We start from the raw sequence: 25,661 nt of genomic DNA on the forward strand, positions 1-25,661 counted from the left end.
TTATTGTATAAAAATACAAAACAGAATTTGTTTTCTTGGTTAAATCAACAAAAATATTATGCTTTATTTCTTGGTGCTTCTTTCTGCCTTCGTGTCTTCGTGGCGAATTTTATCCTCCCACATTTCGCTAAAGGTTTTTGGGCTAAAGTCTAGGTTTGCCCTGTTGGCAGTCCAGCCTTTGAATATTTTATTCACCACCCAGTTTTTCATGCTGCCATTGCCTAGGTTCATCATGTCCCTGTTTAGGCTGGCTGTTTTCCAAACCTTCCAGGCTATTTTTTCAGCAAGGGTTGAAGTGCCGGCTTCTACGGCCTCGTGCCTATTTTCCAGCAGCAATTCGTGCAGGTTTATGCGTACCGGGCATACTTCGGTGCAGTTGCCACAAAGGGAAGAGGCGTTGCTCAAATGTTTGTACTCTGCCATGCCGCTTAGGTGTGGAGTAATCACTGAGCCAATAGGCCCGCTATAAGTAGTGCCGTAGCTATGCCCGCCAATGTTTTTATATACAGGGCAGGCATTTAAACAAGCCCCACAACGTATGCAGTACAATGCTTCCCTTGTCTTGGGGTTTGATAGTAGGTTAGTACGTCCATTGTCTAGCAGTATCACTATCATTTCTTCTGGCCCGTCATTTTCATTGGGCTGCTTAGGCCCCGTTACAATGGTATTGTAAACCGTTACCTGCTGCCCTGTGCCAAAGGTTGACAATAGTGGCCAGAACAAAGCCAAGTCTGTCATGGATGGTATTACCTTTTCTATTCCAACCACCACAATATGCGTTTTGGGGAAAGCACAACTTAGCCTTGCATTGCCTTCATTTTCGGTAATGGCCACGCCCCCAATGTCCGACACGATAAAGTTTGCCCCTGTTACCCCCACTTCTGCCTGTACATATTTCCCCCTAAGGTTTTGCCGGGCTACAAGCGTCAGTTCTGTTGGGTTAAGCCCCTTGGGCGTGCCTAGCTTTTCGGCAAATAATTTTGCCACATCCTCTTTGTTTTTGTGCATGGCAGGGGTAACAATATGGTAAGGCGGCTCGCCATCTAACTGTTGTATATATTCACCCAAATCGGTTTCCACGCTTTCAATGCCTTGTGTTTCCAAGTAATGGTTCAGGTGAATTTCTTCTGTAACCATGCTCTTGCTCTTCACTACAGACTTGCAATTTTTCTCTTTGCAAATAGCGCCTATAAATTCAAGTGCCTCGGCAGAATCCGTTGCCCACAACACTTTTGCACCTCTTGCCGTAATTTGTTTTTCAAACTGCTCAAGGTTTGTATCTAAGTTTTCTATGGCACGCCATTTCAGGTTTTTGGCTTGCTCCCTTGCCTTCATCACATCGGAAAACTGTGCTTTGCCCAAAGGAACAGCCGCATTGTACTTGCCAATGTTGAAATTGATTTTCCTTCGATGCTCCTTATTGGGTGCTTTAATGATGCTTTTCGCCAAAAATGTGGCGGCTGTATTTGACATATTTTCCTCCTAAAACTTACTACTTACCACTTATTACTTACGACTAGTTCTTACACCAACTGCTTCACCGCATTCCAAATAACTTTTGGTTTGCCAAGTGTATAATAATGCAATACAGGCACACCAAAAGCTTTTAATTCTTTGCTTTGCTGTATCAGCCATTCTGTACCTACTTGCTCACAGTCAAGGTCTGTTTTGCATTTCATCAGGGCATTGCTTAAATCTGTAGGTATATCCACATGAAAAATACGAGGCAGAACAGACAATTGTTTCTTATTGGTAATCGGCTTCAATCCTGGAATAATCGGCACGGTAATACCAATCTCACGGCATTGTTTTACAAAGTCAAAAAACTTTTGATTGTCAAAAAACATCTGTGTCATCACATAGCCCGCACCCGCATCCACTTTTTCTTTTAAGCGTTGCAGGTCAATCTCTAAATTAGGCGCTTCAAAATGCTTTTCCGGGTAGCCCGCAACGCCTGGGCAAAACTTTGTTTTGCCGCCATTTTTTATGTCCTCGTCTATGTACAGCCCATGGTTCATATTGGTTACCTGTTGCAGCAGATCTATGGCATAATTATGCCCACCCACTTCCGGCTCAAAGCTCGATTCGTTTTTGGCAGCATCCCCACGCAGTACCAGTACATTGTCAATCCCAAGAAAGTCAAGGTCTATCAATGCATCTTCCGTCTCCCTTTTGGTAAAGCCCCCGCAAATAATATGCGGCACCGCATCTATCTGGTAATGGTTCATAATAGCGGCACAAATGCCTACTGTGCCAGGCCGTTTGCGCACTTCCACCTTTTCAAACGTACCATCCACTTTCTTCTTAAACATGGTTTCGCTACGGTGGTAGGTAACATTTATCCAGCTCGGTTTAAATTCCATCAGTGGGTCCAAATGGTCATAAACGCTGGAAATGGTTTTCCCTTTCAATGGCGGCAATACTTCAAAAGAAATCAACGTGCCTTTTGCTTGTTCTATATGGTCTGTTATCTTCATGGTAATTAAATACTATCTGCAAAAATATCTATGTTGCACGAAGTAAAACGAATTAGCTAAAAAAGAAGAATTATTTTGTGGGGAGGGGAGATAGCATAGAAAGAAAAGATGGGGGAATATATCTATTTTTGGAGGGATTGGCGGAAAGGAGTCGCACCTATTTATTAGTGATGTAAATGTTATAAAGATTTATATGCCAGCTGTTTTATTTCATTATACTAGTATTAATAACCTTGCCCTAATACTGAATTCGAAATCAATTCGGTTTGGGAGGCTCGACAAAGTTAATGACCCTACAGAAGGACAATCCGAAGATTTTAAAACGCTAGCTCCCTATATTTTTATATCATGCTGGACTGAAAATGCTGAAGAAAATTTGCCCTTTTGGAATATGTATACTCCCCAAATGAGAGGAGTTAGAATAGAATTGCCTCTCCCAATCTTTAACTCGTATAAAATTGGACAGAATTATAATCTTCTTGTTTCAGAAGAAGAATATGACGATAATATTAACAACTTTTTTATATTTCCCGGAAAAAATGAACCAGACAGAATCGAATACACTGACAATATTGATAAATTAAAACCCAAAATAATAACAGAAAAGGGTTTAAGAATAAGAGATTTGGCTTTACATAAAAGAGGGATATGGGAAATTGAGCAGGAATTCAGATATAGATTAGATATTTTTCCGACTGATCCAAAAGTGCAATCATTAAACTTTTTAGACAAATACGATCATTTAATCGGGATTCAGAACCCTTCGATAGAAGGATACTTAATAAGTATACAGGAAAACAGTTTTAATAATATGAAAATCAGACTGAGTCCCAAAATAATTTCAGGTGACTATGAAATCATTACTGCATTGCTCGACAAATTTAATCCAAATGCAGTGTTGGAGAAAAGCGTATTGACTGGACTTATTCGATAGAAAAACACATACCTTTATCCCCAATTGGTCTTCGCTCCGTTCGTCGCCGTAGTTGTGTCTTCTAACCAACGTACCGCCCCCGCTTTACGCGGCTTGTAGCTTTGTAGGCTTCTTTTTCTTTGTAGCAAATATGGGTATTCTAAAATCCCATAATTTTTGAAAACAATACCAACAATTGGTATCTTCGTTTAATTTTTTTATGGCCAAAAACACTTCGATTCTATTTGGTGAACACTTCGATAATTTTATAAACTATCAAATTAAAAGTGGCCGGTTTTCTTCCGCAAGTGAAGTGATAAGGGCGGCCTTGCGCCAGTTTGAACAAGAAGAAAAACTGAAAACTGAAGTAAATAGCGAGCTTGAAAAAGGAGAAAACGCAGGGTTCGTTAAAAATTTTAACCGTAAAAAGTTTGTAGAAACGCTTCATGCAAAATACACAGGTAAATGACCTAAAATTAGTGTTATGCTTCCGCCTTACAACTTTAAACAAGCTTTAGGAAGCCAACTTAAAACCTAAAACACAAAACTTAAAACAACACACTACTTTTGCCCCAAAACGCAAACATTGAGCATTACCATACATACCCATAATTTAGTTAAAAGCTACAAAGGCCGTACCGTTGTAAACAAGGTTTCCATTGATGTGTCCCAAGGGGAAATCGTAGGCCTACTGGGGCCTAATGGTGCTGGCAAAACCACCAGTTTTTACATGGTGGTGGGGTTGATAAAACCAGACGAAGGCACTGTTTTTCTAGATGAGGTAGATATTACTAGCCTGCCAATGTACAAAAGGGCGCAGATGGGCATTGGCTACCTGCCGCAAGAACCAAGCGTTTTCAGGAAGCTAAGCGTGGAGGATAACATTATGGCCGTGCTGGAAATGACAAAACTGAATAAAGCAGAACGCAACGCAAAGTTAGAAACCCTGCTTACCGAGTTTAACCTGCACCATGTGCGCAAAAACAATGGCGACAGCCTTAGTGGGGGCGAAAGGAGGCGTACCGAAATAGCCCGTGCTCTCTCGGTTGATCCAAAGTTTATTTTGCTGGACGAACCCTTTGCTGGGGTTGACCCGATTGCGGTTGAGGATATACAAGCAGTAGTAGCCAAATTGAAATACAAGAACATCGGCATATTGATTACTGACCACAATGTGAATGAAACATTGTCTATTTGCGACAGGGCATACCTATTGATAGAAGGCAAAATATTCAAGCATGGCACTGCGGAAGAACTAGCCGACGATGAGCATGTGCGCAGGATGTACCTAGGTACCAACTTTGTGCTAAAACGCAAAGACTGGATCATTGACATGGTGCGTGAACACGCCGAGCAAGAAAAGGAAAAGGCAGTAGAAAATACTGAAACCCAATAATTAATGCCCCTTTTATTTGCCGCTTGTAACAACAGGCAGTATCTAAAACTTTATGCCTCCAAAATAAACGGGGTGCATAAAAGTCTCCCTACAAGCAACTGATGTTTAACTTGAAACAACCAATTAATATTAAAAATTAGTGCTATGCGTGCATTGGTGGCTAATTGGTTGTATAGGAGTCTTCGCTTGGGCTGCCTGTATTGATTTGTCCAAAAACAGAGCCTAATTCAAAAAAAGCTTATCTTTGTACTAGAAATGCACTTGATAAAAACTACTTACAAAACTAGTGTCTTGGCATCCTAATCGTAGTTCTTTTTTTACTAATATTAAGATAGTTGTAGTCTCATAATTTGCACTTGTATTTATAGCTGTAAAATATGCAAAAACCACGCACAAAATGAGCATAAATTACGCACAAATCAAGCACAAAATAAGCAGAAAATAAGCAGAAAATAAGCATAAATCACGCACAAAAATTTGATGTTATTGTTGATAATCAATGACTTAGAAGGGTGGTAACGATTTTTGAAAAAAAGAAACAGCGTAAAAGCTCCACAAAAATGGCAAAACTGAAACTATTTTAATATAACACTACGGGATATTGATATTATTAAAAATATGCAAATATTGTCTTCTTGCCTTGTTCCTGTTACTCTTTTCTTTGGGTAAATTGTCCCGGTCTTTCGGGAGGGGTGAGGCTGGGCTCGGTTGATTTTTCGATAAAAAAGCGAAAAACTTTATGCCCCAAAAATAAACGGTGTATCTTAAAAATTATTATCATTGCAAACAACCTTAAAATAAGGCCTGAACAAACAAAAACTGCTTTAAGAAAGCTAAATAAAAAGAAAACAATTAACAAATATGCGCATTTTAACAACTCTTATTACAACCCTTGTAATTTTATCGTGCTTGTATAGCTGCCAAAAAGCTACTAGTTTTGAACCCCCTCGAGCATCTACGCCTTCTACTGGGGGAACGGGTACTACGCCCACCTCTACAAAAGCTGGTTTTAGCATTACTTGCGGTGGTATTGTTTTAAAAGGCACTTATACTGCTGCCAAAGCTGTTGACACATCCAATTATCTTGTAGTACCACTAAATATAGATACCGTGGGTACATATACTATTAGTACTGGGGCTGTAAACGGGGTAAGTTTTTCCGCAACAGGCACGTTTGCCACAAAGGGTGCAACGACCATAACTTTGTTAGCAAGTGGTACCCCTGCCGATGGCGGCACTTATAACTATACCATAGGAGGCACATCCGGTACTTGCAGTCAATCTATTACTTTTTTGCCTGCTGCAGGCTCGGCTGCTTATACATTCGATTGCACAAAAACAGTAGCCAATGGCACTTATACACAAGGCGTGGCTTTGTCTGCTTCCAACACCATCAGTGTTTCGGTAAATGTTACTGCATTGGGCACCTACAAAATATATACGTCCACTACAAACGGGGTCAGTTTTACCGCTACTGGTTCATTTACTGTTTTAGGGGTGCAAACTGTAACGCTTGCAGGTGCTGGCACGCCAACTGCCGCAGGAGCTAATACTTATGCCGTATCTGCCAATGGCACTAACTGTATCGTTGCTATCACCACGGCAGCACCGCCACCAGCAACTTTCACTTTTGATGGGTCGCCTAATACTTGTACGCTTGCAGCCAAAAGCGGCACGTTTGTCATTAACACTGCACTTACCAGCAGCAGCACAGTATCGGTGCAAGTAAGCGTAGCAACTACTGGGGCTTATTCTATACAAACACAAACTGTGGGTGGCTTTAGCTTTTCAGGCACTGGCACGTTCACCAGCACTGGTAAACAGAATGTAATTTTAATAGGCGCTGGAATGCCGAGCGCAGCAGGCACTTTTACCTTTACGCCAACTAGTACAACTGGTATTGCTGGATGTTCTTTTGATGTAGTGGTTGCCGCTGCGCCAACTGGCGTATTCTCCTGTAGTATTGACGGTATTGCAACAAATTTTGGCTACAATGCGTCTGCTACATCTGCTACAACTGGTAACACTAAAGTATTGGAATTAGATGGAGCTGCAAGCTCAACATCTAGTGGCGGAACCCTCAACCTCTCCATTACAAAAATTGATGGAGTTGCTGTAACTACTGGCAGCTACGATCAAAATGGTATATTCTCAGGCAAATATGCTGTTACAGGAGCTTATACGGATGGAAATGCCACCACTTGGGGGCCAACTACCTCTACAACCTCCACAACTCAGCTCCCTATGCTTATTACCATCACCAGTATCACAGCTACTAGGGTAAAAGGTACATTTAGTTGTACTTTGGGCGACACATTTGGCACAAGTGGCAAAACAAAACAGCTTACTTCTGGTGTGTTCGATTTACCTATCCAATAATTTTTAAAAAAATATTTCAAAGCCTTGCAGCAATGCAGGGCTTTGTGGTTTAAATGATGAAAAGCTATATTTTATTATTAAGCCTGTTTGTATTACCAATCGTAAATGCAAATGCCCAGATGAAGGCATTTGACAGCCTAACTTCTAAAGTAATGTTTAGGATATGGGAATATGAAAGCAATGATTCTATAAAAGTTTTTTTAAAAAGGTACGTACCATTTATTGCAGAGCCAATTAAGGGCAAATGGAAAGCATACCCACCAAATTATTTTGTGCTTCCTCGTGAAAAAAATATAGTGCATTCGTTGGTTTTTTACACGCACCCATTTATAGATGTACCATTTAAAGAAGGGCAAATTGATTTTTTAACAAGGGAGACAGATTCAGGTAAAGTATGGGTTAGGGATATTCATCTTTGGTTTAAATATGCGGATTTGAGTGCCGCACAAAAAGGGTTTGATGTTCTGTGCAGCATGTTTGCCAAAGTTGGCAAGCAAAATAAATTGGAAAAAACAGGAACTAGCCTTACGGCTGTATATGAAAACCCAAGCCCTACCTATTTTCCCAATACGGTATCTTTTATGTTGATGAAAGACGAACTAATCAAAACTGGGTACAAGATTTTTTTTAGGCAAGGCGAAATAGAATGAAAAAAGCTACCAATAAAATATATTGGTAGCTTTTTTCATTGAGTTATTGTAGTTACTATGCGTTGATAATTTGAATAAACTCATCCACAATTAATGAAGCACCGCCTACCAAGCCGCCATCAACATCGGGCTGCCCAAATATTTCTACTGCATTGCTTGCTTTTACGCTGCCGCCATATAATATTGATATGCCAGCGGCCACTGCTGCACCATATTTTGCTGCCAATACCTCGCGGATAGATGCGTGCATTTCTTGTGCTTGTGCACTGCTTGCTGTTTTGCCAGTGCCTATGGCCCAGATAGGCTCGTAAGCAATAACAATTTTTGCAACTTCCTCTGCCGAAAGGTGGAACAAACTTTCTTCTAATTGAGTAGCCACATAGGCATTTTGCGTCTCTGCTTCCCTTATTGCCAAAGGCTCGCCGCAGCAAAAAATAGGGGTAATATTGTATGCGAGGGCAATATTTACTTTTTCAGCTAAAAAAGCATTGCTTTCTGCAAAATATTCTCTGCGTTCGGAGTGGCCAAGCACTACATAGCTAATACCGATAGACCGCAATATTTCCACAGAAATCTCGCCCGTATAGGCACCAGATTTTTTGCTGTAGCAGTTTTGGGCTGCTGCCTGCAAATAGGGGTTGCCACTTAGTTTTTCCTTAGCCAGCATCAGGTAAGGGGCAGGTACGGCAAACACGGCAATTTTATTTTCATTTACGGTTAATGGGGCTGCTGCAAAAGCATCTAAAAGGCTGTTTGCCTGTTCTAAAGTGCCATTCATTTTCCAGTTGGCAGCTACAATTTGTTTACGCATGGGTTTGTTTTATTTAGAAATTAAGAATTATTTGCAACAAAGGCAGGAAAACACTAAGAAGCACAAAGAAAAGAAGTTTAAAGGGGATTGAATACAATACAGGAGCTTCTTTTTCTTTTCTTCTCTTCTCTTTATTTCCTTAGTGCCACTTTGAGTCTTTGAACCTTTGTGGCTAAATTATCTTGATAATAGTAATAAATTATTCGCCTATTTCATCAAAGATATATTTCAGCACTTCAATTTCAGTATCCCCCAATGCCTGGTGCTTCATTTTTTTCCAGTTGGCAATATCGATAAGGGCTTTTTCAAACAGGTATTTGTCTTTTACGCCCCAGCTAAAATGGTTGATGAATTTGGGTACCAACCCAGCCTCAAACACATTGCAGCAAACACCTATTACTGAACCCGTGTTGATGCAGCTATTGATGGCAGACCTGCTGTAATCGCCCATGAGCAAGCCACATTTTTGCCCTGCCTCTATATATCCGTTTGCTGCAAAGTTCCAAATATGTACTTCGCCGCCTGTATTTTTAATATTGCTGTTGCTGCTGCCTGCCCCGAAATTGCACCATTCACCTATTACGCTGTCGCCTAGGTAGCCATCATGTGCCTTGTTGCTATTGCCTTGCATCACCACGTTTTTTATCTCGCCACCCCCTACGCAGTTGGGGCCAAGGGTAGTAGCCCCATATATTTTGCTGCCCATTTTTAATAGCGAATTTTCCCCTAATACAAAAGGGCCACGGATAAGGCAGCCTTCCATTAGGGAGGCATTTTTGCCAATATAAATGGGCCCAGAACTGGCATTCAGTGTGCAGCATTCCATTGTTACCCCTTCTTCCAGAAAAACTTGGTCTGGGTTGATTACTTGGTTTGAAAGCGGTAAAGGCTGGGAGGTGCGGTTAGTAGTAAGCAAAGCAAAATCTGCCCGTATAAAACCATCGTTCCATTGAAAAATCTGGTGGGCGTGTTCTAAGCGCTTTACCTGCACTTGTTTGGTTTTGACAGCAAACCAGTGTAAAGTATTGTTAATGTCAAAAACGTTTGCTGGTTGGTTGCTTTTGCCAGCTACCAGCCCTTTTTCATCTACTATGGCTTCATTAAGCTGTAAGTTTTGAATGTCTAGCAACAATTCGTCTGTTATCTGCACGGTACTGTCTATCCAAATGTGTTCTTCTAGCGGTATTGTTTCATACAGTGGCATCAGGTAGTTTTCTGTATGGATATATACTTTTTGCCCAGTAACCAATTTCCATCTTTCTTGTATGGTCAATACACCCATCCGCAGGCCTGCAATTGCTTTTGTAGCAGCAAGGGGGAAGAATTGCTTGCGGTCTTTATTGTCGAACAATACGATGGGCATATATTATTTTTTACTTTTTCTTAGTGCTACTTTGAGCCTTCGTGTTAATTTACAATTTTGCCAGCAAAATGGCATATTTCACTGTCCTTAGCCTATTGCGCCAAAAGCTCATGTCTGTAATCAAATCGCTGCGATCTACCTGTTGCCAATCAATAGGTTTAGGGTACTTTTTATCAATGGCCTGCAAATGTTCTATTGCCACTAGGCCAAAAGCATGTATGCAGGCCATCCGCCTTATGGTGTTCTTTTTAAATTTTGTCGGGGCATTGCAAGTCATGATGTCCTGGTTCAGCTGGCGACAGGCATTCAGGAAAATTTCCTTGGCCTGTGCCATGGATGCTGCTTTTCTTATATAGGTATAACCGCCATCGAGTATGTCTTTTCTTGCATCAAAAGCATCGTTTACCAACTGGCCAACCAGCCCACTTTGATAGATAAACTGCTTTTCTTTCTCTGTCCAGCCCTCGTCCATGATACTTGCCCAAAGCAAAGAACTATTGCCACATTTTTCCTCTGAAATGTGCAGTACTTCCTCCAGCGTAATCGTACTTTCCAGTTGCTTTGCCGATACCACTTGCCAGTCTATTGCTAGTTTTAAACTGTTTTTGTAAAACGGTGTTGGGGTAAATATTGCTTTCAAGGCATCGTCCATTGCCATGAAAACCTCCATCTTTGGTGTCCTTTCGGCCACGGGCAGTTTTTTCTCGAAAATTTCCTGCAATTTCTGTTTGCCCCATCTTTCTTCATCAATAAAATCGTCGTACAAAGTAGCCCAAACGCTTATAAACGCAAGGCGTTTGGTTTCAAGCAGGGTAAGTTTCCGGTTTTTGATGGTTAAATAGTTTTCGCAGTTGACCACATGGTTGAACAGAGGGTAGTAGAACTTTATTTTTTGTGCTTCCCTTTTATTGGGGTGGTAATTGAATGCAGTACATGCGGCATCTACTTTTGGCAGTAAAAAAGATTTTATAAAGGAAAGCTGGCGGTAAATGCGGAAGCAGTACCCTAGCGAATAATACAATAACTGCAAGTAGTTCATTGCCGCAAAATAAAGAAAAATGCTTACCCAGTAAGCACCTTATAAAACAAGGCGTATAATTACTTTAGGGGTACTAGGCTTTTATAATGGGGTTTCGACCATTTTGAAGTTTGGCAACCATTAGCGATTTCTTTTTTTCGCTTAAAACTATGGGCGTATCTGCCTATATGGTAAATAAATGCCTAGTAGCAGCAAACCCAAAAATTCAATATAAATTGCATCCATGTTTACAGGAATTATAGAATGCATCGGCATTGTGGAAGCTATTGAAAACAAAGGCTCGAATGTTACTTTTTGGGTATCGTCGCCTATAGCTGCAGAATTGAAAATAGACCAAAGCGTTAGCCATAGTGGCGTATGCCTTACAGTAGAAGCTATAAAAGATGGGCTGCACGAAGTAACGGCTATTGACGAAACCTTAAAGAAAACCAACCTTGGCAGCTGGGCAATTGGCACACTGGTAAACCTAGAAAGGTGCATGCAAATGAATGGCCGCTTGGATGGGCATATTGTGCAAGGCCATGTGGATGCAACTGCAACTTGTATTAAAAAACTGGTGTTGGAAGGTAGTTGGGAATATACGTTTCAATTCCCCCGGTCGTTTGCCCATTTAGTTATAGAAAAGGGTTCTGTTTCTGTAAATGGCACTAGCCTTACTTGTTTTAATGTAACGGATACTACGTTTACCGTGGCCATTATCCCCTACACTTTCCAGCATACCAATATGAAGGAATTAGAAGCTGGGCATTTGGTAAATATTGAATTTGATATTATTGGTAAATATATCAGCCGCATGGCCAGCTTGAAGAAAGGAGAGTTGTAATAATTTATTGCCACAAAGGCACTAAAACTCAAAGTGGCACTAAGAAAAAGAGAAAGGAGAAAAAATTTCATACTTTGAATTTTCCTCCCCCCTTAAAACTTTGTGCCTCTTTTTGTCTTAGTGCCTTTGTGGCAAATTGCCTAAATTGGAATTGTTATTTGCCTTTGTCGAAAATCTTATCTACTGCGCCAGACAACATTGGGAATTTCTTTTTTACAAAAGTTGCAATAGTAGCAACTGCTTTAGTAGCTTGCTCGGGTGTAAGCCCTGCTTCTGCAACCAATTTGTCTATTAATTCATTCATCTTTTTTCTGTTAATTCTTTTTAATTCAAAATTTAAAACTTAAAATTCAAAATAACTTGTCTTAAGCTACTTTCAACAAGCTCAACTTGCTCTTGTTGAACTTGCCTTCTGCATAGTCTAAACTAATATGCAACTTGTTTTCACCAGTACCTGGCAATTCAAACATGGCATCGGTAAGTATGCCTTCGCATATACTACGCAAGCCCCTTGCGCCTAATTTGTATTCCAAGGCTTTTTCTACCATGAAATGATACACTTCTTCATCAAAAGTCAAGGCAATGCCCTCAAAATCGAACAAGCGTTGGTATTGTTTTATCAAGGAATTTTTAGGCTCTGTTAAAATAGTACGCAAAGTGGCTGCATCCAATGGGTTTAGGTAAGTAACAATAGGCAAACGACCGAGCAATTCAGGTATCAGCCCAAACTTTTTAAGGTCTTGCGCATTGATAAACTGTAGCAGGTTTTTTTTCTGGTACTCTTGGGTTTCTTTGTTTACATTAAAACCAATTGCATTTGTGTTTACCCTGCGGGCTATTACTTTGTCTATGCCGTCGAAAGCACCGCCGCAAATGAATAGGATGTTCTTGGTATCTAGTTTTATCATTTTTTGCTCGGGGTGCTTGCGACCACCTTGAGGGGGTACAAGTACTTCTGTACCTTCTAGCATCTTTAACAGCCCTTGCTGCACGCCTTCGCCGCTTACATCACGGGTAATGGATGGGTTGTCGCCTTTGCGGGCAATTTTGTCAATTTCATCCACATACACAATGCCACGCTCTGCAGCTGCTACGTCATAATTGCAGTTTTGCAACAAACGGGTCAGCATACTTTCCACATCTTCGCCTACATAGCCAGCTTCAGTAAACACTGTGGCATCTACTATAGCAAAAGGCACGTTTAGCAAGCGTGCAATACTTTTGGCAAGCAAGGTTTTGCCTGTGCCTGTTTCGCCCACCATCACAATGTTGCTTTTTTCAATTTCTACATCGTCTGCCTGTGGCTTTTGGTTGATGCGTTTAAAGTGGTTGTAAACCGCCACTGTTATTACTTTCTTGGCATCGTCTTGCCCAATGATGTATTCATCAAGGAATTTCTTTATCTCGAAAGGCTTGCGGATGTTCAATTTAAAATTGCTTGGCAAATTGGCAGTTGCTGCTGCTGGTGGTTCTTGCTTCAATCCAAGTTCCTGTGTGATGATGTCCTGTGCGTGCTCCACGCAATTTTCGCAGATATGTCCCTCCTGCCCCGCAATCAGGATTTTTACTTCATCCCGGCCACGGCCGCAAAATGAACAATGCAAATGAGTTTGTTTGGGCATTTTTTTTAATAATTTTTTTTAAAAAGATAAAAATCTTAATTTTTAATTAAGGATAATCATTGGCTGTAAGACAAAAATACACGCTACATTTTAATATAGCGTGTATTTTGTTGGTAAGATGCATATTTCAGCCCTTACAATTTGTCTACTATGCCATCTACTATGCCGTAGGCAACTGCCTCGGTGGCGTTCATCCAATAGTCCCTGTCAAAGTCCTGCATTACCTGCTCCACGGTTTTTCCACAGTTATCGGCCAATATTTTTGCGCCTAGTTCCTTGGTTTTCCGTATTTGCTCGGCATGTATTTCTATGTCTGCGCTGGTAGCCTGGAAATGGCCGCCAATGCTTGGTTGGTGTATCATTACCTCGCCATGAGGGTATATAAAACGCTTGCCTTTTGTGCCAACACTTAGCAAAATAGAACCCATGCTTGCTGCCAACCCCATGCAAATGGTGCTTACTGGGCTTGAAATAAGCTGCATCGTATCATACATTACCATGCCGCTAGTTACCACGCCGCCCGGGCTGTTGATATACAATTTTATTTCTTCCCCTGGCTTGTCGGCTTCCAGCAATAATAGCTTAGAAACCACTTCCCTTGCGCTTTTGTCGTCCACCACGCCCCATAGGTAAATTGCCCTTTTTTCAAAGAACATTTTTTCCATTTTCTTCATCACGCCCGGCCCAATGGGTTCTGGCTTGTTGTCGTTTTTTTCTTCTTCCTCGTCATCCATCAAAAATGGATTTTTATATATCGATTGTATCATTAATAATTGATAATTGATAATTAATAATTGGCAATTCTAACTACATAAGTTTTAAAACCCTTGCAGATACAATTCCTTTGATTTTTTTAATTCAAAATTTAAAACTTAAAATTCAAAATTATTTCAAAGCAGCCGCTTTTCTTGGGTTGATGAACAATACTTCATCTACAAAGCCATATTCCTTGGCTTCGGCAGAGGTGAGCCAGTAGTCACGGTCGCTATCTTTTGCTATTTCATCTACCGTTTTGCCAGTATGCAATGCGGTAATCTCGTACAACTCGTACTTCAATTTTTTTATTTCCCTTGCGGTAATTTCAATGTCGGTTGCTTGGCCACCAATGCCGCCACTTGGCTGGTGCATCATTATGCGGCTATGTTTCAAGGCAGTACGCTTGCCTTTTACGCCAGCACAAAGTAACACTTGTCCCATACTTGCAGCTATGCCAGTGCAAATAGTACTAACATCTGGGCTTATAAACTGCATGGTATCATACACCCCTAAACCTGCATAAACGCTTCCACCGGGGCTGTTGATATACATTTGTATATCACGTGTGCGGTCAACGCTTTCCATGAATAACAACTGAGCAGTAATAATATTTCCCACATAGTCGTTGATGCCTTCTCCCAAGAAAATAATCCTGTCCATCATCAAGCGGCTGAATACGTCCATCTGGGCAATATTCATCGGCCGTTCTTCTATAATGTATGGGGTGAGGCTGGTGGGGTTAAAGTGGCTTTGGTAGTTGTGCAAGGTAGCACTGCTGATGCCCTTGTGTTTTACAGCGTACTGCTGAAATTCTTTTCCAATATTCATTTGCTATTTTTTATGCGTTCGATTTATATATCCTTTCTAGGATACGGCAATTCTTTTCAAAATCTGTGCAAATAAATATATGCGACAAAAAGTCATAAGTGGTAAGTGGTAAGTCGTAAGTGGCAAGTAATAGGAAGTAAACATCTCTTTTACTTACCACTTACGACTTACCACTTATGACTTATGACTTTTTTAAAATTTCGGGCATTTGATAGGCCTATCTGTGTCTGAGTGGTAGGTGTAAACAAGCGATAGCTCTATGCCGCCTTGTTTGCCACTAGCTGTTTTTAAAGAAGAAGTATTTACATCGTAGGTGATGCCCATGCGCACATCGCTAAATTCCAAACCCAAATAAGGTATCAAAGCATCGTGAAAACGTAGCCAGCTACCCACATACAAGCTTGTTGGGCGGTCTTCATCTGGGTTGGCTATCAACTGCACTGCCCCACCTATTACAGTTTCGCTGGCACCGCCTTGGAAGGTTTGAATGCCGCTTACGTGTATGTTAGCAGCAGGCCCCATGGCAAAATAGCCACCTGCATGTACAGTGGCTCTTGGATTGATGGTATATTTTTCGCCCCCAAATTGTTGTGTAGGCTTGTTGATATGGTACACGCTAATCCCGCCATAAAAATTATTTTTTTCGCTAGTGTTGCCGCTAAATAGTACACCGGCATTCATGTCAAAATAATGCGAAGATAGTGAGCTGCCTGAACCGAGAAATTCAGCTGTTGAACCTGAAAATCCTATAGAAGTTAGCTGGTCTCCAAATTTAAGGTCAGAAACATTAATATAAGTGTTGGAATATGTGCCTTGCAAACCTACGCTCAATTGTGAAAAACCATCATCATCCAACCCCTTGTGGTATGCTGTTGATAGGCTAAAATAGCTGGCATTTACAGCACCAGCAGCACTTTTGTCGCTTAAAAAAACTGCGCCTAGCCCCCAATTATCGTTGCTTGGTATGATATGCTCTCCAATATGGAAATCAACAGCACCTGTAGTGGTAATAAAAGCATTGTTGATACTAGGCCATTGGTTCCTGTAATTGCCCGTTAGCCGTACGGAGCCGTCAAATTTACCCGTCAAGGCTGGGTTCAATGTCATGGGCGATGAAAAGAATTGCGAGTAATGCGGATCCTGAGCATTTCCCAGTGCACAAATAGCCAGGAAACATATAACGGTAAATATTTTTCTCATTTGTATGTATTGACTTCTAAAATAACGGAAATGCTGTATCCAAATAAAAAAAGCTTTGTTTTTAACAGATTTTCCTGCCAATTATGCAAATCTTTTGCCTTTTCACCACATAGGCATATAGATTTTAGCTAGGAAAAGAAAGAAAACATAGTTATTTACCTTATTTCCAACTTTTTTATGCGCTTAAGGAAGCTAAAAACACAAGAACCTTAATATGTTCCCTTTGGTGAATAAAAGTGCTGCTAAGATTGCACTTTGCTGCCAAATGCAAGGTCGCCCGCATCGCCTAAGCCTGGCACTATATAGCCTTTTGCTGTTATTTCATCGTCAATATCGCCACACCAAATAGACAGGTCGTTGCCACACTCGCGTTGCAGGTATTCTATCCCAACGGTGCTGGCAATGGCACAAACTACAAAAATATTCTTTGGGTTGCCTTCTTCTTTTAAGAATTGTATGGTCTTTGCCAAGGAAGCCCCTGTTGCCAGCATAGGGTCGCTAACAATAATAGTCCTGTTGTCCAAGGCGGGGCAACTCATATAGTCCAGGCTTATTTCAAAACTGCCATCATGCTTGTGTTTCCTGTATGCAGAAATAAAAGCATTGTCGGCTTTGTCGAAATAATTCAACATGCCATTGTGCAACGGCAGGCCTGCCCGCAATATAGTAGCCAAAACCGGCTGCTCCTGCAATACTTTGCTGCTATGAATGCCCAATGGGGTTTGGATATCCGTTTCTACAAACTGCAGCAGTTTGCTTATTTCATAAGCAGCAACTTCTCCAATGCGTTCCAAGTTGCGGCGGAAGCGGAGCCTGTAGGCTTGTACATTCACGTCCCTCAATTCTGAAACCCAGTTGCTTACAAGGCTATGCCCTTCACTCAAGTTAATAATCATAATGCGGTTTGTTTGGCAGTCAAATTAAATATAGAATTTGAATAAAACTGATAATTATTGCAATTATAGGTTTTTGTTTATAAATATTAGCTAAAGAAGGGGGAAGGGGGCATAAAAGGTTTTCGCTTTTTTATTAAAAAATCAACCTAGCCCAACCTCACCCACCCGAAAGGCTAAGACAAGTTACCCAAAGGAAAAGGTAACAGGAATAGGGCAAGGAGACAATATTTGCATATTTTTAATAATATCAATATCTCCTAGTATTATATTAAAATAGTTTCAGTTTTACCATTTTTGTGGTGTTTTTACGTTATTTCTTTTTTTCAAAAATCTTTACCGCCCTTGTAAGTCATTGATTATCAACAATAACATCAAATTTTTGTGCGCATTTTGTGCTTATTTCTTGCGTGATTTGTGCTTATTTTTTGCGTATTTTATGCATATTTCGTGCCTGATTTTTGCGTATTTTACAGCCATAAATACAAGGCCAAATTTTGCGACTAAAACTATCTTAATATTAGTAAAAAAAGAACTACGATTGGAATGCTCAAGCACTAGTTTTGTAAGTAGTTTGTATCAAGTGCATTTCTAACACAAAGATAAGGTTTTATAATTAGGGGGGGATCAGGACAAAGCGAAAAAGTTTTATGCACCCAAGGGGAATGAGGGAAATCGCTTTTATAATTTCTTATCCCAGCGGGATATCATTATTATAGCACATAGAATATTGTGAGTTTTCCAAAAACTCCAAAGGGGTGACATTGTCATCAATGTCACCCCTTCGGAGTTTAGCATATGAATATTTGACATCTGTTTCTTTAAAAAACGTCTTCCTTTGGAATTACAAAACCCCCGAAAGATTAAAACTTTCTTAAACCCAGATTTGCAGAAACACTATTTTGCCACAATCAGTCTAGCACTATAACTGGCCGTTGTGGTTTTTATTTGAACAAAATATGTGCCATTTGCAAGCGAATTTGTGGCCAATAAATAGCTCTTCCTTGCCAATCCTGAAAAAGCATCTGCCATTACTTTTTGCCCAGCTACATTAAATACAGTTATGGCAGCTTCGCTAACAGGTTCTTTAAAACGCAAAGTTGTACTGAACGACGCTGGGTTGGGTACAATACTAAGTGCAATAGGTGCTTCAATATTTACAGATGCAATTTTTGAATAGGTATAGCCACCATCAACGTCAATCGATTTTACACGATAGTAATTGATTCCAGCAGCTGGAAATTTGTCTAAGGCCGTATAGCCATTAGTACCTGCTATATTTTTTGCTTTTACAGTGTCCAATTGTTGCCAATTGGTTCCATCAATGCTTTTTTCAACAATGAATTTACTTGTGTTTACTTCGGCTGTAGTTTGCCATTTCAACGATACCCCATCACCCGATTGCAAAGCTGTAAAGGATAAAAATGATAAGGGAAGCAATGTTGCATACAAATCAGATACCCATAGGCCTCTTCCAAAAGTGCCTGCATAAAGTTTCCTGTTGCTATACGAAATATCCAAATGTTTTACTGGCACGTGCGGAAGCCCAGTGTTGTACAATGCCCAGTCTGTCATGCCTGCATCCCTATAAAACACGCCCATGTCTGTTCCTACATAAGCAGTGTCGCTAGCACTTTTGGCAAGCACGATGCAATTTACAGGCAGGTTGGGCAGCGTGCCACTCATATTGACCCAGCTAATACCACCATTGGTGGTTTTAAATACTTTTAAACCAGCATCGTATCCTGAAAAAGTTACCCACACAATATTGGGGTTGGTAGCATTAAATGCTATGTAAGATATAATTGAATTTGAAATTGTGGTATTTGAAATTGTTGTAGCAGGGAGGTTGCTCCAAGTGTTGCCTCCATCATTGGTATAAAACAAAGAATCGCCTGTATTGGTAGCCCATATATAATTTGAATTGGATGGTGCCACAGCAAGCTTGTTTATTGTATATGATGTTAAGTATGGTGAAATAGCCTTCCAGTCATAGCCACCGTTTGTTGTTTTATAAACCCTGCTGTAGCCGGTGTACAATGTGCTTGTTGCTTTTGCGTCCATCGCCACTGGGGTAACCCAAGCCCCTGTTTCCGGTATGTTGGGGTCAACAGGTATGTTGTTGGAAATAGTGTTTTGATAGAAGGGTTTACCCAGCACAAGCGGTTTCGTATAAAAGCTGTCCCTATAAATGACACCTTGCACATAGCCTGTATAGATAATATTTGTGTTTACATTATCAATTATGCACTGTGTGCCATCCCCGCCAGTTATGTTATTCCAAGTGCTGCCATCCCATCCTTTGGTTCCATTGTCTTGCAAGCCACATAGCACCATGTTCGCTCGGTATTGTGCAGCACTGATTTTATACATTTCGCTAATTACCAACCCGTTGCTTAAATCTGTCCAGGTTGCGCCTTTGTCAGTTGTTTTGTAAAGGCCTCCATCATTGCACTCGAAAAAAGTATTGGAGAGCAAGGGGTGGTAAGCAAAAGCATGTTTGTCGGCATGTACTTCAGGAACTTTTGGTGTATTGAAATTGTGGACCCATATATTGTTTAGCTGCCAGGTTAGCCCATTGTCTATCGTATGCCACGTGTTTACACCACCAATCCATTTTTCATTGAAATTTTTTGGATTAATGGTAAAAGCCAAGTCATAGAAACCTTGCCCGTCTGCACCAGACGCATCATAAGTATTGGAAAGGTAGTTTTTAAAAGGCAATGTGCCGTCTAAGTACTGGCTAAATGTGCTGCCCCCGTCCCTAGAACGCCAAATGCCAGCTAAAGCATAGGAAGATGAAGCTACAAGTGCTTCTACCACATTTGATGAATCGGCCGAAACAGCTAAGCTAACCCTACTAGCATCGGTAAAAGTATTTACAACTGACCATGTTTTACCCCCGTTTTTCGACCGGATAATTTTCCATTCCCACGTATTTGTGGTGAAATTAAAATCTTGATAACAAGCATAAGCAGTAGTGCTATCAAGCGGTTTATACGTTATATCGGTAACTTTATTGTACGAATTTTTGGCAGCACTGCGAATCCAACTTGCACCAGCATTATAGCTATTATAAACACCATGGCTTGTAGCAGCCAGTAGCGTATTGTGGTTTTTAGGGTTTATAATAAGCCTGAAAACATAAATAGGATTGTCTTGTGTAGCTGACAAGCCAGTAACCTTCCATGTATTGCCCCCATCGGTAGATTTGTATATGCCAATACCTTTAGTGTCGCTCCCATCGCCATCTCCCGTGGCAACATACAATATATTTGGGTTGGTACTATCTACCACTATTGCGCTTATGCCAATAACAGGCAGTGAGTCGGTGCTGGATGACCATGTAGTACCGCCATCTGTAGTTTTCCAAAGCCCGCCTGCCGGAGCGCCCACCCAAAAAGTGTTGGGCAGCGTGGGATGAAAAGCAATTGCATTTAGCCTTCCTGCCCCTATATATCCTCCTCCGTTGTCCGTGAATGGCCCTTTGCTTGCCCAGTTGCCAGTTGGAGTAACAGTTCCAAAAGGTGTGTTTGTGCCAAAAGCAACTATTTTATTATTAGCAGTTGGATGGCTTGCTGTATATTTTTCACGCTCCATTTGAGTAAGAAACTGCGAGGCAATAGTTCCATTAGGAAGCACCCTGCCTTGGTTTTGCCATTCCCACTGTTTATAACGGTTGTATAATTTTTTGTTCTCTTTTCCTTTGGTGGTAGCGAAATAGGCATCCCCCGCCTGCTTCATTTGCTGGAAAGTAGGGTTTGAGTTCTTAAAGGGTTGCATCCATGGCTGCGCCTTGCTAAAAAAAGGGCTAGAAACAATAGATAATAATAAGAATAGGGTCGTTGCTGGTTTTAATGTTCTCATAAGTGAATAGTTATTATTTTGATGATTGAAAAAAATTATAAGAGGCGTGTTACTGTCTTGTGAGCAATTGTTTGTATTTCCACATAATTTGGGTGTTTGCCTACCCAATAACGCAAGAGTGCCTCGCCCTTGAATTTCTTTGGTGGATTGGCTACGTTGTGCGTTTGTTTAGCCTTGCCTTCATATTTTACAATGCTTGCGCCCTTTACATAAAGGGTATCGCCTTTTTTAAAGGGGCCTTGCGTATTTGCTTCATTATCTTTTATTGAATAAACATTCATTTTAATGGCCCCGTTTTTAAGCCATGCAGAATCAAATCGTAGGGGCTTGTTTGTTTTCAATAAAAAGCTAAACAAATAATTAGTACCAGATGTGGCATTGGCCCTGCCAGGCACCCATGAAGATGCGGTAGCGTTTAACAGTGCAATATTTTTATCTATCACACCATCCTTCAATTGGGCAGTACTGTAAGTATTAGCACAACTGCACATTATAAGTACAACAAAGTGAATTGCAAATATTTTCATATTACTGATTAGTCTTTTATGTTTTCTGTTTGGATGCTTAGCCTGCTTTGTAAATTAAAAATTAAGTCCTATGTACACATTAAGATTCAAGTATTAGCAAAAAGTATTGGAATTGATAAATTTCAGTTGCCCTGTTTTTCTTTAAGAAAACAAGATTAAGAATTTTTTTTCATTCAACCTTCTAAAGTATAAAAATAAATTTGAAAGTGGCATTTTTTTGAGTAGAAGCCAACATGGGGGCTAATTAGGTTTAAGTAATATTTAATGAACTATCTTCCCCTTTCTTTGTTAATTAATATATAATAAATGTTCTTTTTACAGGTGAAAGCTTTAAAAAGTGCCATGGTAAGGCCAAAAGGGCTATATTTCGCCACAATCACTCATTTTTACTTTTTATTACTCGATAATTTCAATTTACTACAATGGCGGTATTAAAAGAGGGGAGCAAAGCCCCTGCATTTAAAGCGGTAGATCAAAACGGGAAAACAATAGCCTTGAAAGATTTTTTAGGCAAAAAAGTTGTCCTTTATTTCTATCCAAAAGACGATACTCCAGGATGCACGGCACAGGCCTGCAACCTGAAGGATAATTATACCGAGCTGATTGCGCAAGGCTTTCAGGTGGTAGGCGTAAGCGTTGACAGCGTGAAGAGCCACAAAAAATTTGAAGAAAAATACGAATTGCCTTTCCCATTGGTGGCAGATGAAGACAAGAAAATTGTTGACTCGTACAACCTATGGGGCGAAAAGAAATTCATGGGCAAAACCTATATGGGTACCACAAGGACTACTTTCCTGATTGATGAATTGGGGAAGATTAAAAAAATCATCGCCAAGCCCGACACCAAAAACCATACTGCTGAGATATTGGCGGCATGGAATGAGGGGTAATGGGTAAGGCATAAGGTCTAAGGGATAAGGCGTGAGCTTTGCCCCTTTTTTTTTGTGAAAAAGGGCAGGGGCAAGCCCGGCCCCCTACTTACCACTTACCACTTACTACTTACTACTTACGACTAATATGTAGTACTATGATTATACCCTTAGTAGTACCATTGATAGGTAGGCAATAGTACTTTGATGAAATATTGGGATTAGCTTTAATTATGGCTTAATCAATGGTTTTAATGGCTTTTTGTAACAGGATATGTATGTAGTTTTATGGTGCAAATTATATTTCTTCATTGTTATAATACTGTTTTATGCTAAAAGCACCCATACCTTCAAACGAGCAACAACGCCTTTGGGAATTATACAATTACGAAATAATGGATACCCCGCCAGAGGAAGAATTTGACGAGATTGTAAAACTTGCCTCGCAAATTTGCAATGTGCCTATATCGCTTATATCGCTGGTAGAAACCAGCCGCCAATGGTTTAAGGCCAAGGTGGGTATAGAAGCATCGGAAACCGCACGGGAAATTTCTTTTTGTGGCCATGCCATTGCTAGCAATGAGGAGATTTTTGAAGTGGGAGATGCCAGCCAGGACTATCGCTTTTTCGACAACCCGTTTGTTACAAATGAACCCAATGTCCGCTTTTATGCAGGTGTTCCTTTGATAAACAAAAACGGCATTAAATTGGGTACGCTTTGCGTTATCAATTCTGTACCGCAGCATTTAACAGACGACCAATCTTTTGCATTGAAGGTTTTGGCTAGGCAGGTAATAAAACTATTGGATTTAAGGCTGAACAACAAAGCATTGACAGCACAGAAAATACGGCTAAAACAACAGGCCGAGATGCAGAACCGAATTATTTCCATTATTGCGCACGATGTACGGAGCCCCGTGGCATCGTTGAAGCAAATTGTAGAATTTAACAACAACAATATACTGTCTGACGTGGAAGCGAAAGAGCTAATGCAGGTTGCCGAAGTGCATTTGGACGGCACGCTAGATTTATTGTCGGACTTGCTGGAGTGGGGAAGGCTGCAAATTAATGCACATAATTGCGAGTATAAGCAGATTGATCTGTACAAAATGATTGAAGAAAAGTTCCAAAGACTGTATGCTGGGTCTTCTATCAAACAAAATAAACTGGTAAATCTGGTTGACAAAGACCTAGTAATATGTACCGACCCCAATGCGCTCCGTTTTATTATCCGTAACCTTTTGAGCAATGCCAACAAATTTACCGAGAAAGGTATTATTACCATTTATGCCCAGCGCGAAAAAGACAAAGTGCTTATATCTATAAGCGACACGGGCGTTGGTATGGATGAAAAAACAAGCAACCGCCTGTTTGATGGTGGCGGCAAGCGTTCTACACTTGGCACCCACAAAGAAAAAGGCAGTGGTCTTGGCCTGTTGTTTACAAAAGATTTTATTGATATGCTTGGCGGCACTATTACCATCAAAAGCACAAAAAGCAAAGGCACAACTTTTTATATAGAGCTAAAAGCGTAGGTTGCTACGCACCAATTTATATAGCCACAAAGGTACTTAGCCACTAAGCAGCATCAAGAAGAAAAAAGAAAGAAAAGTATTACATGCTTTGTATTTGGTGATAAACTTTTCCCACTCAGCAGAGAGTTGCCAACCTTCAAAAGGTTGGCAACTCTATTACAAACTTGCAAAGAAGGCTCAGGAACACAAAAGTTTATAAAGTTTTAAGGGAAGTCAAGAAATAAAATGGCTTCCTTCCTTCTTTTTTCTTAGTGCAACTTTGAGTCTTTGTGCCTTCGTGGCTACTTTTTTACCCGGCTATTATCAAATAATAATTTTTCTTCCCTTTTTGCACCAATATATATTTGCCTTGCAGTAGATCCGCGTTGTTTATCGCCGTTTTTTCTGCCCCTACTTTTATTTTATTAATGGCTATGCCGCCACCTTGCAGCATTTTTTTAGCTTCCCCCTTGCTAGGGAATATGGCTACATCGGCAAGGAAACCAATTAAATCGTACCCATATTCTATCTGTTGCTTTTCTATTTGAACGGTAGGCACGCCTTCCAGCACTTGAAGCAATTGCTCTTCATTCAACGCTTGCAAAATGGCGGCCGTGTCGTTATTAAACAATATCTCGCTTGCTTTCACGGCAAATTCATAATCTTCCCTGCTGTGTACAAACACGGTTAGCTCCTTGGCCAATGTTTTTTGCAAAAGACGTTGGTGTGGAGCTGCTTCATGCTCAGTAATCAATGCCTCAATGGTAGCTTGCGGCAGCAGGGTAAATAGTTTTATCCATTTTGTTGCATCTGTGTCGCTTGCATTCAGCCAAAATTGGTAAAATTGGTAAGGGCTGGTTTTGCTGGCATCTAGCCATATATTGCCTTTCTCGGTTTTGCCAAATTTGCCACCATCGGCCTTGGTTACCAGTGGGCAGGTAAAGGCGAAGGCCTCCCCGCCCGCTTTCCTCCGTACCAGCTCTGTGCCAGTGGTAATATTGCCCCACTGGTCGCTGCCGCCCATTTGCAGCTTACAGTTCTTGTTTTTGTATAGCCAATAAAAATCGTAGCCCTGTATCAGTTGGTAAGTAAACTCCGTGAAGCTAATGCCGCTTTCGCCCTCAATCCTTTTCTTCACGCTGTCTTTGCCCATCATGTAGTTAACGGTAATGTGCTTGCCCACGTCCCTGATAAAGCCTAGGAAATCAATGCCCTTGAACCAGTCGTAGTTATTAACCATCTCGGCAGCATTGGTTTTGCTAGCGTCAAAATCAAGGAAGCGTTCCAGTTGCTTTTTCACGCCCGCTTGGTTGTGCTGTAATATTTCTTCGCTAAGCAGGTTGCGTTCCTCGCTTTTGCCGCTAGGGTCGCCCACCATGCCAGTTGCGCCGCCAACAAGGGCAATGGGCTTATGCCCTGCTTTTTGCAGATGCACCAACAATAATATGGGTACTAAACTACCTATATGCAGGCTGTCAGCTGTTGGGTCAAAGCCAATATACGCGCTGGTCATTTCTTTAGCTAGTTGTTCCTCGGTACCCGGCATTATGTCCTGCACCATCCCCCGCCAACGCAATTCATCTATCAAAGCCATTGTACTAATGTTTGCTGCAAAAGTAACTACTAGGGAATTAGGAATTATGAATTAGGTGGCGCATAAAAGTTTTTCGCTTTTTTAGTGAAAATTCACCTTAGTTCAACGCTGCTCCCATCTGGCCCTACTTATCCAGAAAG

At 40.8% G+C, this 25,661-nt stretch carries 22 protein-coding genes; 8 read left to right on the forward strand and 14 right to left on the reverse strand.

Features of this window, described 5'->3' with window-relative positions; all coding sequences use genetic code 11:
* Window positions 1-63: 63 nt before the first annotated feature.
* Together ACHFIY_RS06465 and ACHFIY_RS06470 are read right to left on the reverse strand one after the other, a co-directional pair.
* A complete protein-coding gene (locus tag ACHFIY_RS06465; RefSeq protein WP_410845252.1) occupies window positions 64-1,473 on the reverse strand; it encodes a LutB/LldF family L-lactate oxidation iron-sulfur protein in 1,410 nt (469 codons plus the stop codon).
* Between the two features lie 50 nt (window positions 1,474-1,523).
* Window positions 1,524-2,477, reverse strand: a complete 954-nt coding sequence (locus ACHFIY_RS06470; RefSeq protein ID WP_410845253.1) for a methylenetetrahydrofolate reductase — start codon at window positions 2,475-2,477, stop codon at window positions 1,524-1,526.
* A 193-nt stretch (window positions 2,478-2,670) separates the two neighbouring features.
* Between ACHFIY_RS06470 and ACHFIY_RS06475 the strand changes: the two genes are divergently transcribed.
* The 5 genes from ACHFIY_RS06475 (at window position 2,671) to ACHFIY_RS06495 (ending at window position 7,815) form a co-directional block, all read left to right on the forward strand.
* Window positions 2,671-3,411: a hypothetical protein gene (locus ACHFIY_RS06475; RefSeq protein WP_410845254.1), complete on the forward strand. Its 741-nt coding sequence runs from the start codon at window positions 2,671-2,673 to the stop codon at window positions 3,409-3,411.
* A 199-nt stretch (window positions 3,412-3,610) separates the two neighbouring features.
* Window positions 3,611-3,859 carry a type II toxin-antitoxin system ParD family antitoxin gene (locus ACHFIY_RS06480; RefSeq protein ID WP_410845255.1) on the forward strand — a complete coding sequence of 83 codons (249 nt, stop codon included), beginning with the start codon at window positions 3,611-3,613 and terminating at the stop codon, window positions 3,857-3,859.
* Window positions 3,860-3,976: 117 nt separating this feature from the next.
* Complete coding sequence (gene lptB, locus ACHFIY_RS06485) at window positions 3,977-4,786, forward strand: LPS export ABC transporter ATP-binding protein (RefSeq protein ID WP_410845256.1); 810 nt, start codon at window positions 3,977-3,979, stop codon at window positions 4,784-4,786.
* 861 nt (window positions 4,787-5,647) lie between these two features.
* A complete protein-coding gene (locus tag ACHFIY_RS06490) occupies window positions 5,648-7,165 on the forward strand; it encodes a hypothetical protein (protein WP_410845257.1) in 1,518 nt (505 codons plus the stop codon).
* Between the two features lie 53 nt (window positions 7,166-7,218).
* The gene (locus ACHFIY_RS06495; RefSeq protein ID WP_410845258.1) at window positions 7,219-7,815 is read left to right on the forward strand and encodes a hypothetical protein; all 597 of its coding nucleotides are present in this window, start codon (window positions 7,219-7,221) and stop codon (window positions 7,813-7,815) included.
* A gap of 55 nt (window positions 7,816-7,870) precedes the next feature.
* Here the strand turns inward: ACHFIY_RS06495 and tpiA are convergent, their stop codons facing one another.
* From tpiA to ACHFIY_RS06510, 3 genes are all read right to left on the reverse strand, one after another.
* Window positions 7,871-8,626 (reverse strand): triose-phosphate isomerase, encoded by a 756-nt coding sequence (gene tpiA, locus ACHFIY_RS06500; RefSeq protein ID WP_410845259.1) that lies wholly within the window; start codon window positions 8,624-8,626, stop codon window positions 7,871-7,873.
* A gap of 199 nt (window positions 8,627-8,825) precedes the next feature.
* Complete coding sequence (locus tag ACHFIY_RS06505; protein ID WP_410845260.1) at window positions 8,826-9,989, reverse strand: putative sugar nucleotidyl transferase; 1,164 nt, start codon at window positions 9,987-9,989, stop codon at window positions 8,826-8,828.
* A gap of 49 nt (window positions 9,990-10,038) precedes the next feature.
* On the reverse strand, window positions 10,039-11,028 hold the full coding sequence (locus ACHFIY_RS06510; protein WP_410845261.1) for a class 1 isoprenoid biosynthesis enzyme: 990 nt from the start codon (window positions 11,026-11,028) through the stop codon (window positions 10,039-10,041).
* Window positions 11,029-11,251: 223 nt separating this feature from the next.
* On the opposite strand from ACHFIY_RS06510, the gene ACHFIY_RS06515 reads away from it, so the two are divergent.
* Complete coding sequence (locus ACHFIY_RS06515) at window positions 11,252-11,851, forward strand: riboflavin synthase (protein ID WP_410845262.1); 600 nt, start codon at window positions 11,252-11,254, stop codon at window positions 11,849-11,851.
* A gap of 154 nt (window positions 11,852-12,005) precedes the next feature.
* Here ACHFIY_RS06515 and ACHFIY_RS06520 read toward each other — a convergent pair whose 3' ends face one another.
* The 8 genes from ACHFIY_RS06520 to ACHFIY_RS06555 form a co-directional block, all read right to left on the reverse strand.
* Window positions 12,006-12,155 (reverse strand): hypothetical protein, encoded by a 150-nt coding sequence (locus ACHFIY_RS06520; RefSeq protein WP_410845263.1) that lies wholly within the window; start codon window positions 12,153-12,155, stop codon window positions 12,006-12,008.
* 61 nt (window positions 12,156-12,216) lie between these two features.
* A complete protein-coding gene (gene clpX / locus ACHFIY_RS06525) occupies window positions 12,217-13,473 on the reverse strand; it encodes an ATP-dependent Clp protease ATP-binding subunit ClpX (protein WP_410845264.1) in 1,257 nt (418 codons plus the stop codon).
* A gap of 134 nt (window positions 13,474-13,607) precedes the next feature.
* Window positions 13,608-14,240, reverse strand: coding sequence for a ClpP family protease (locus tag ACHFIY_RS06530; protein ID WP_410845265.1), 633 nt, complete (start codon window positions 14,238-14,240; stop codon window positions 13,608-13,610).
* A gap of 118 nt (window positions 14,241-14,358) precedes the next feature.
* Window positions 14,359-15,057, reverse strand: coding sequence for a ClpP family protease (locus ACHFIY_RS06535; protein WP_410845266.1), 699 nt, complete (start codon window positions 15,055-15,057; stop codon window positions 14,359-14,361).
* A gap of 192 nt (window positions 15,058-15,249) precedes the next feature.
* Window positions 15,250-16,257: a PorP/SprF family type IX secretion system membrane protein gene (locus ACHFIY_RS06540; protein ID WP_410845267.1), complete on the reverse strand. Its 1,008-nt coding sequence runs from the start codon at window positions 16,255-16,257 to the stop codon at window positions 15,250-15,252.
* A 242-nt stretch (window positions 16,258-16,499) separates the two neighbouring features.
* Entirely contained in the window at window positions 16,500-17,153 is a 654-nt protein-coding gene (gene upp, locus ACHFIY_RS06545) for a uracil phosphoribosyltransferase (protein WP_410845268.1), read from the reverse strand.
* A gap of 894 nt (window positions 17,154-18,047) precedes the next feature.
* Entirely contained in the window at window positions 18,048-21,017 is a 2,970-nt protein-coding gene (locus ACHFIY_RS06550) for a T9SS type A sorting domain-containing protein (protein ID WP_410845269.1), read from the reverse strand.
* Between the two features lie 35 nt (window positions 21,018-21,052).
* Window positions 21,053-21,544 carry a hypothetical protein gene (locus ACHFIY_RS06555; RefSeq protein ID WP_410845270.1) on the reverse strand — a complete coding sequence of 164 codons (492 nt, stop codon included), beginning with the start codon at window positions 21,542-21,544 and terminating at the stop codon, window positions 21,053-21,055.
* Window positions 21,545-21,966: 422 nt separating this feature from the next.
* Between ACHFIY_RS06555 and bcp the strand changes: the two genes are divergently transcribed.
* A complete protein-coding gene (bcp, locus tag ACHFIY_RS06560; protein WP_410845271.1) occupies window positions 21,967-22,434 on the forward strand; it encodes a thioredoxin-dependent thiol peroxidase in 468 nt (155 codons plus the stop codon).
* A gap of 308 nt (window positions 22,435-22,742) precedes the next feature.
* Window positions 22,743-23,948, forward strand: a complete 1,206-nt coding sequence (locus ACHFIY_RS06565) for a GAF domain-containing sensor histidine kinase (RefSeq protein ID WP_410845272.1) — start codon at window positions 22,743-22,745, stop codon at window positions 23,946-23,948.
* 289 nt (window positions 23,949-24,237) lie between these two features.
* On the opposite strand, the gene tyrS is transcribed toward ACHFIY_RS06565, so the two are convergent.
* A complete protein-coding gene (tyrS, locus tag ACHFIY_RS06570) occupies window positions 24,238-25,521 on the reverse strand; it encodes a tyrosine--tRNA ligase (RefSeq protein WP_410845273.1) in 1,284 nt (427 codons plus the stop codon).
* Window positions 25,522-25,661 lie beyond the last annotated feature (140 nt).

Source organism: Parasediminibacterium schistidii (genome assembly GCF_046546515.1).
Lineage (GTDB): Bacteria > Bacteroidota > Bacteroidia > Chitinophagales > Chitinophagaceae > Parasediminibacterium.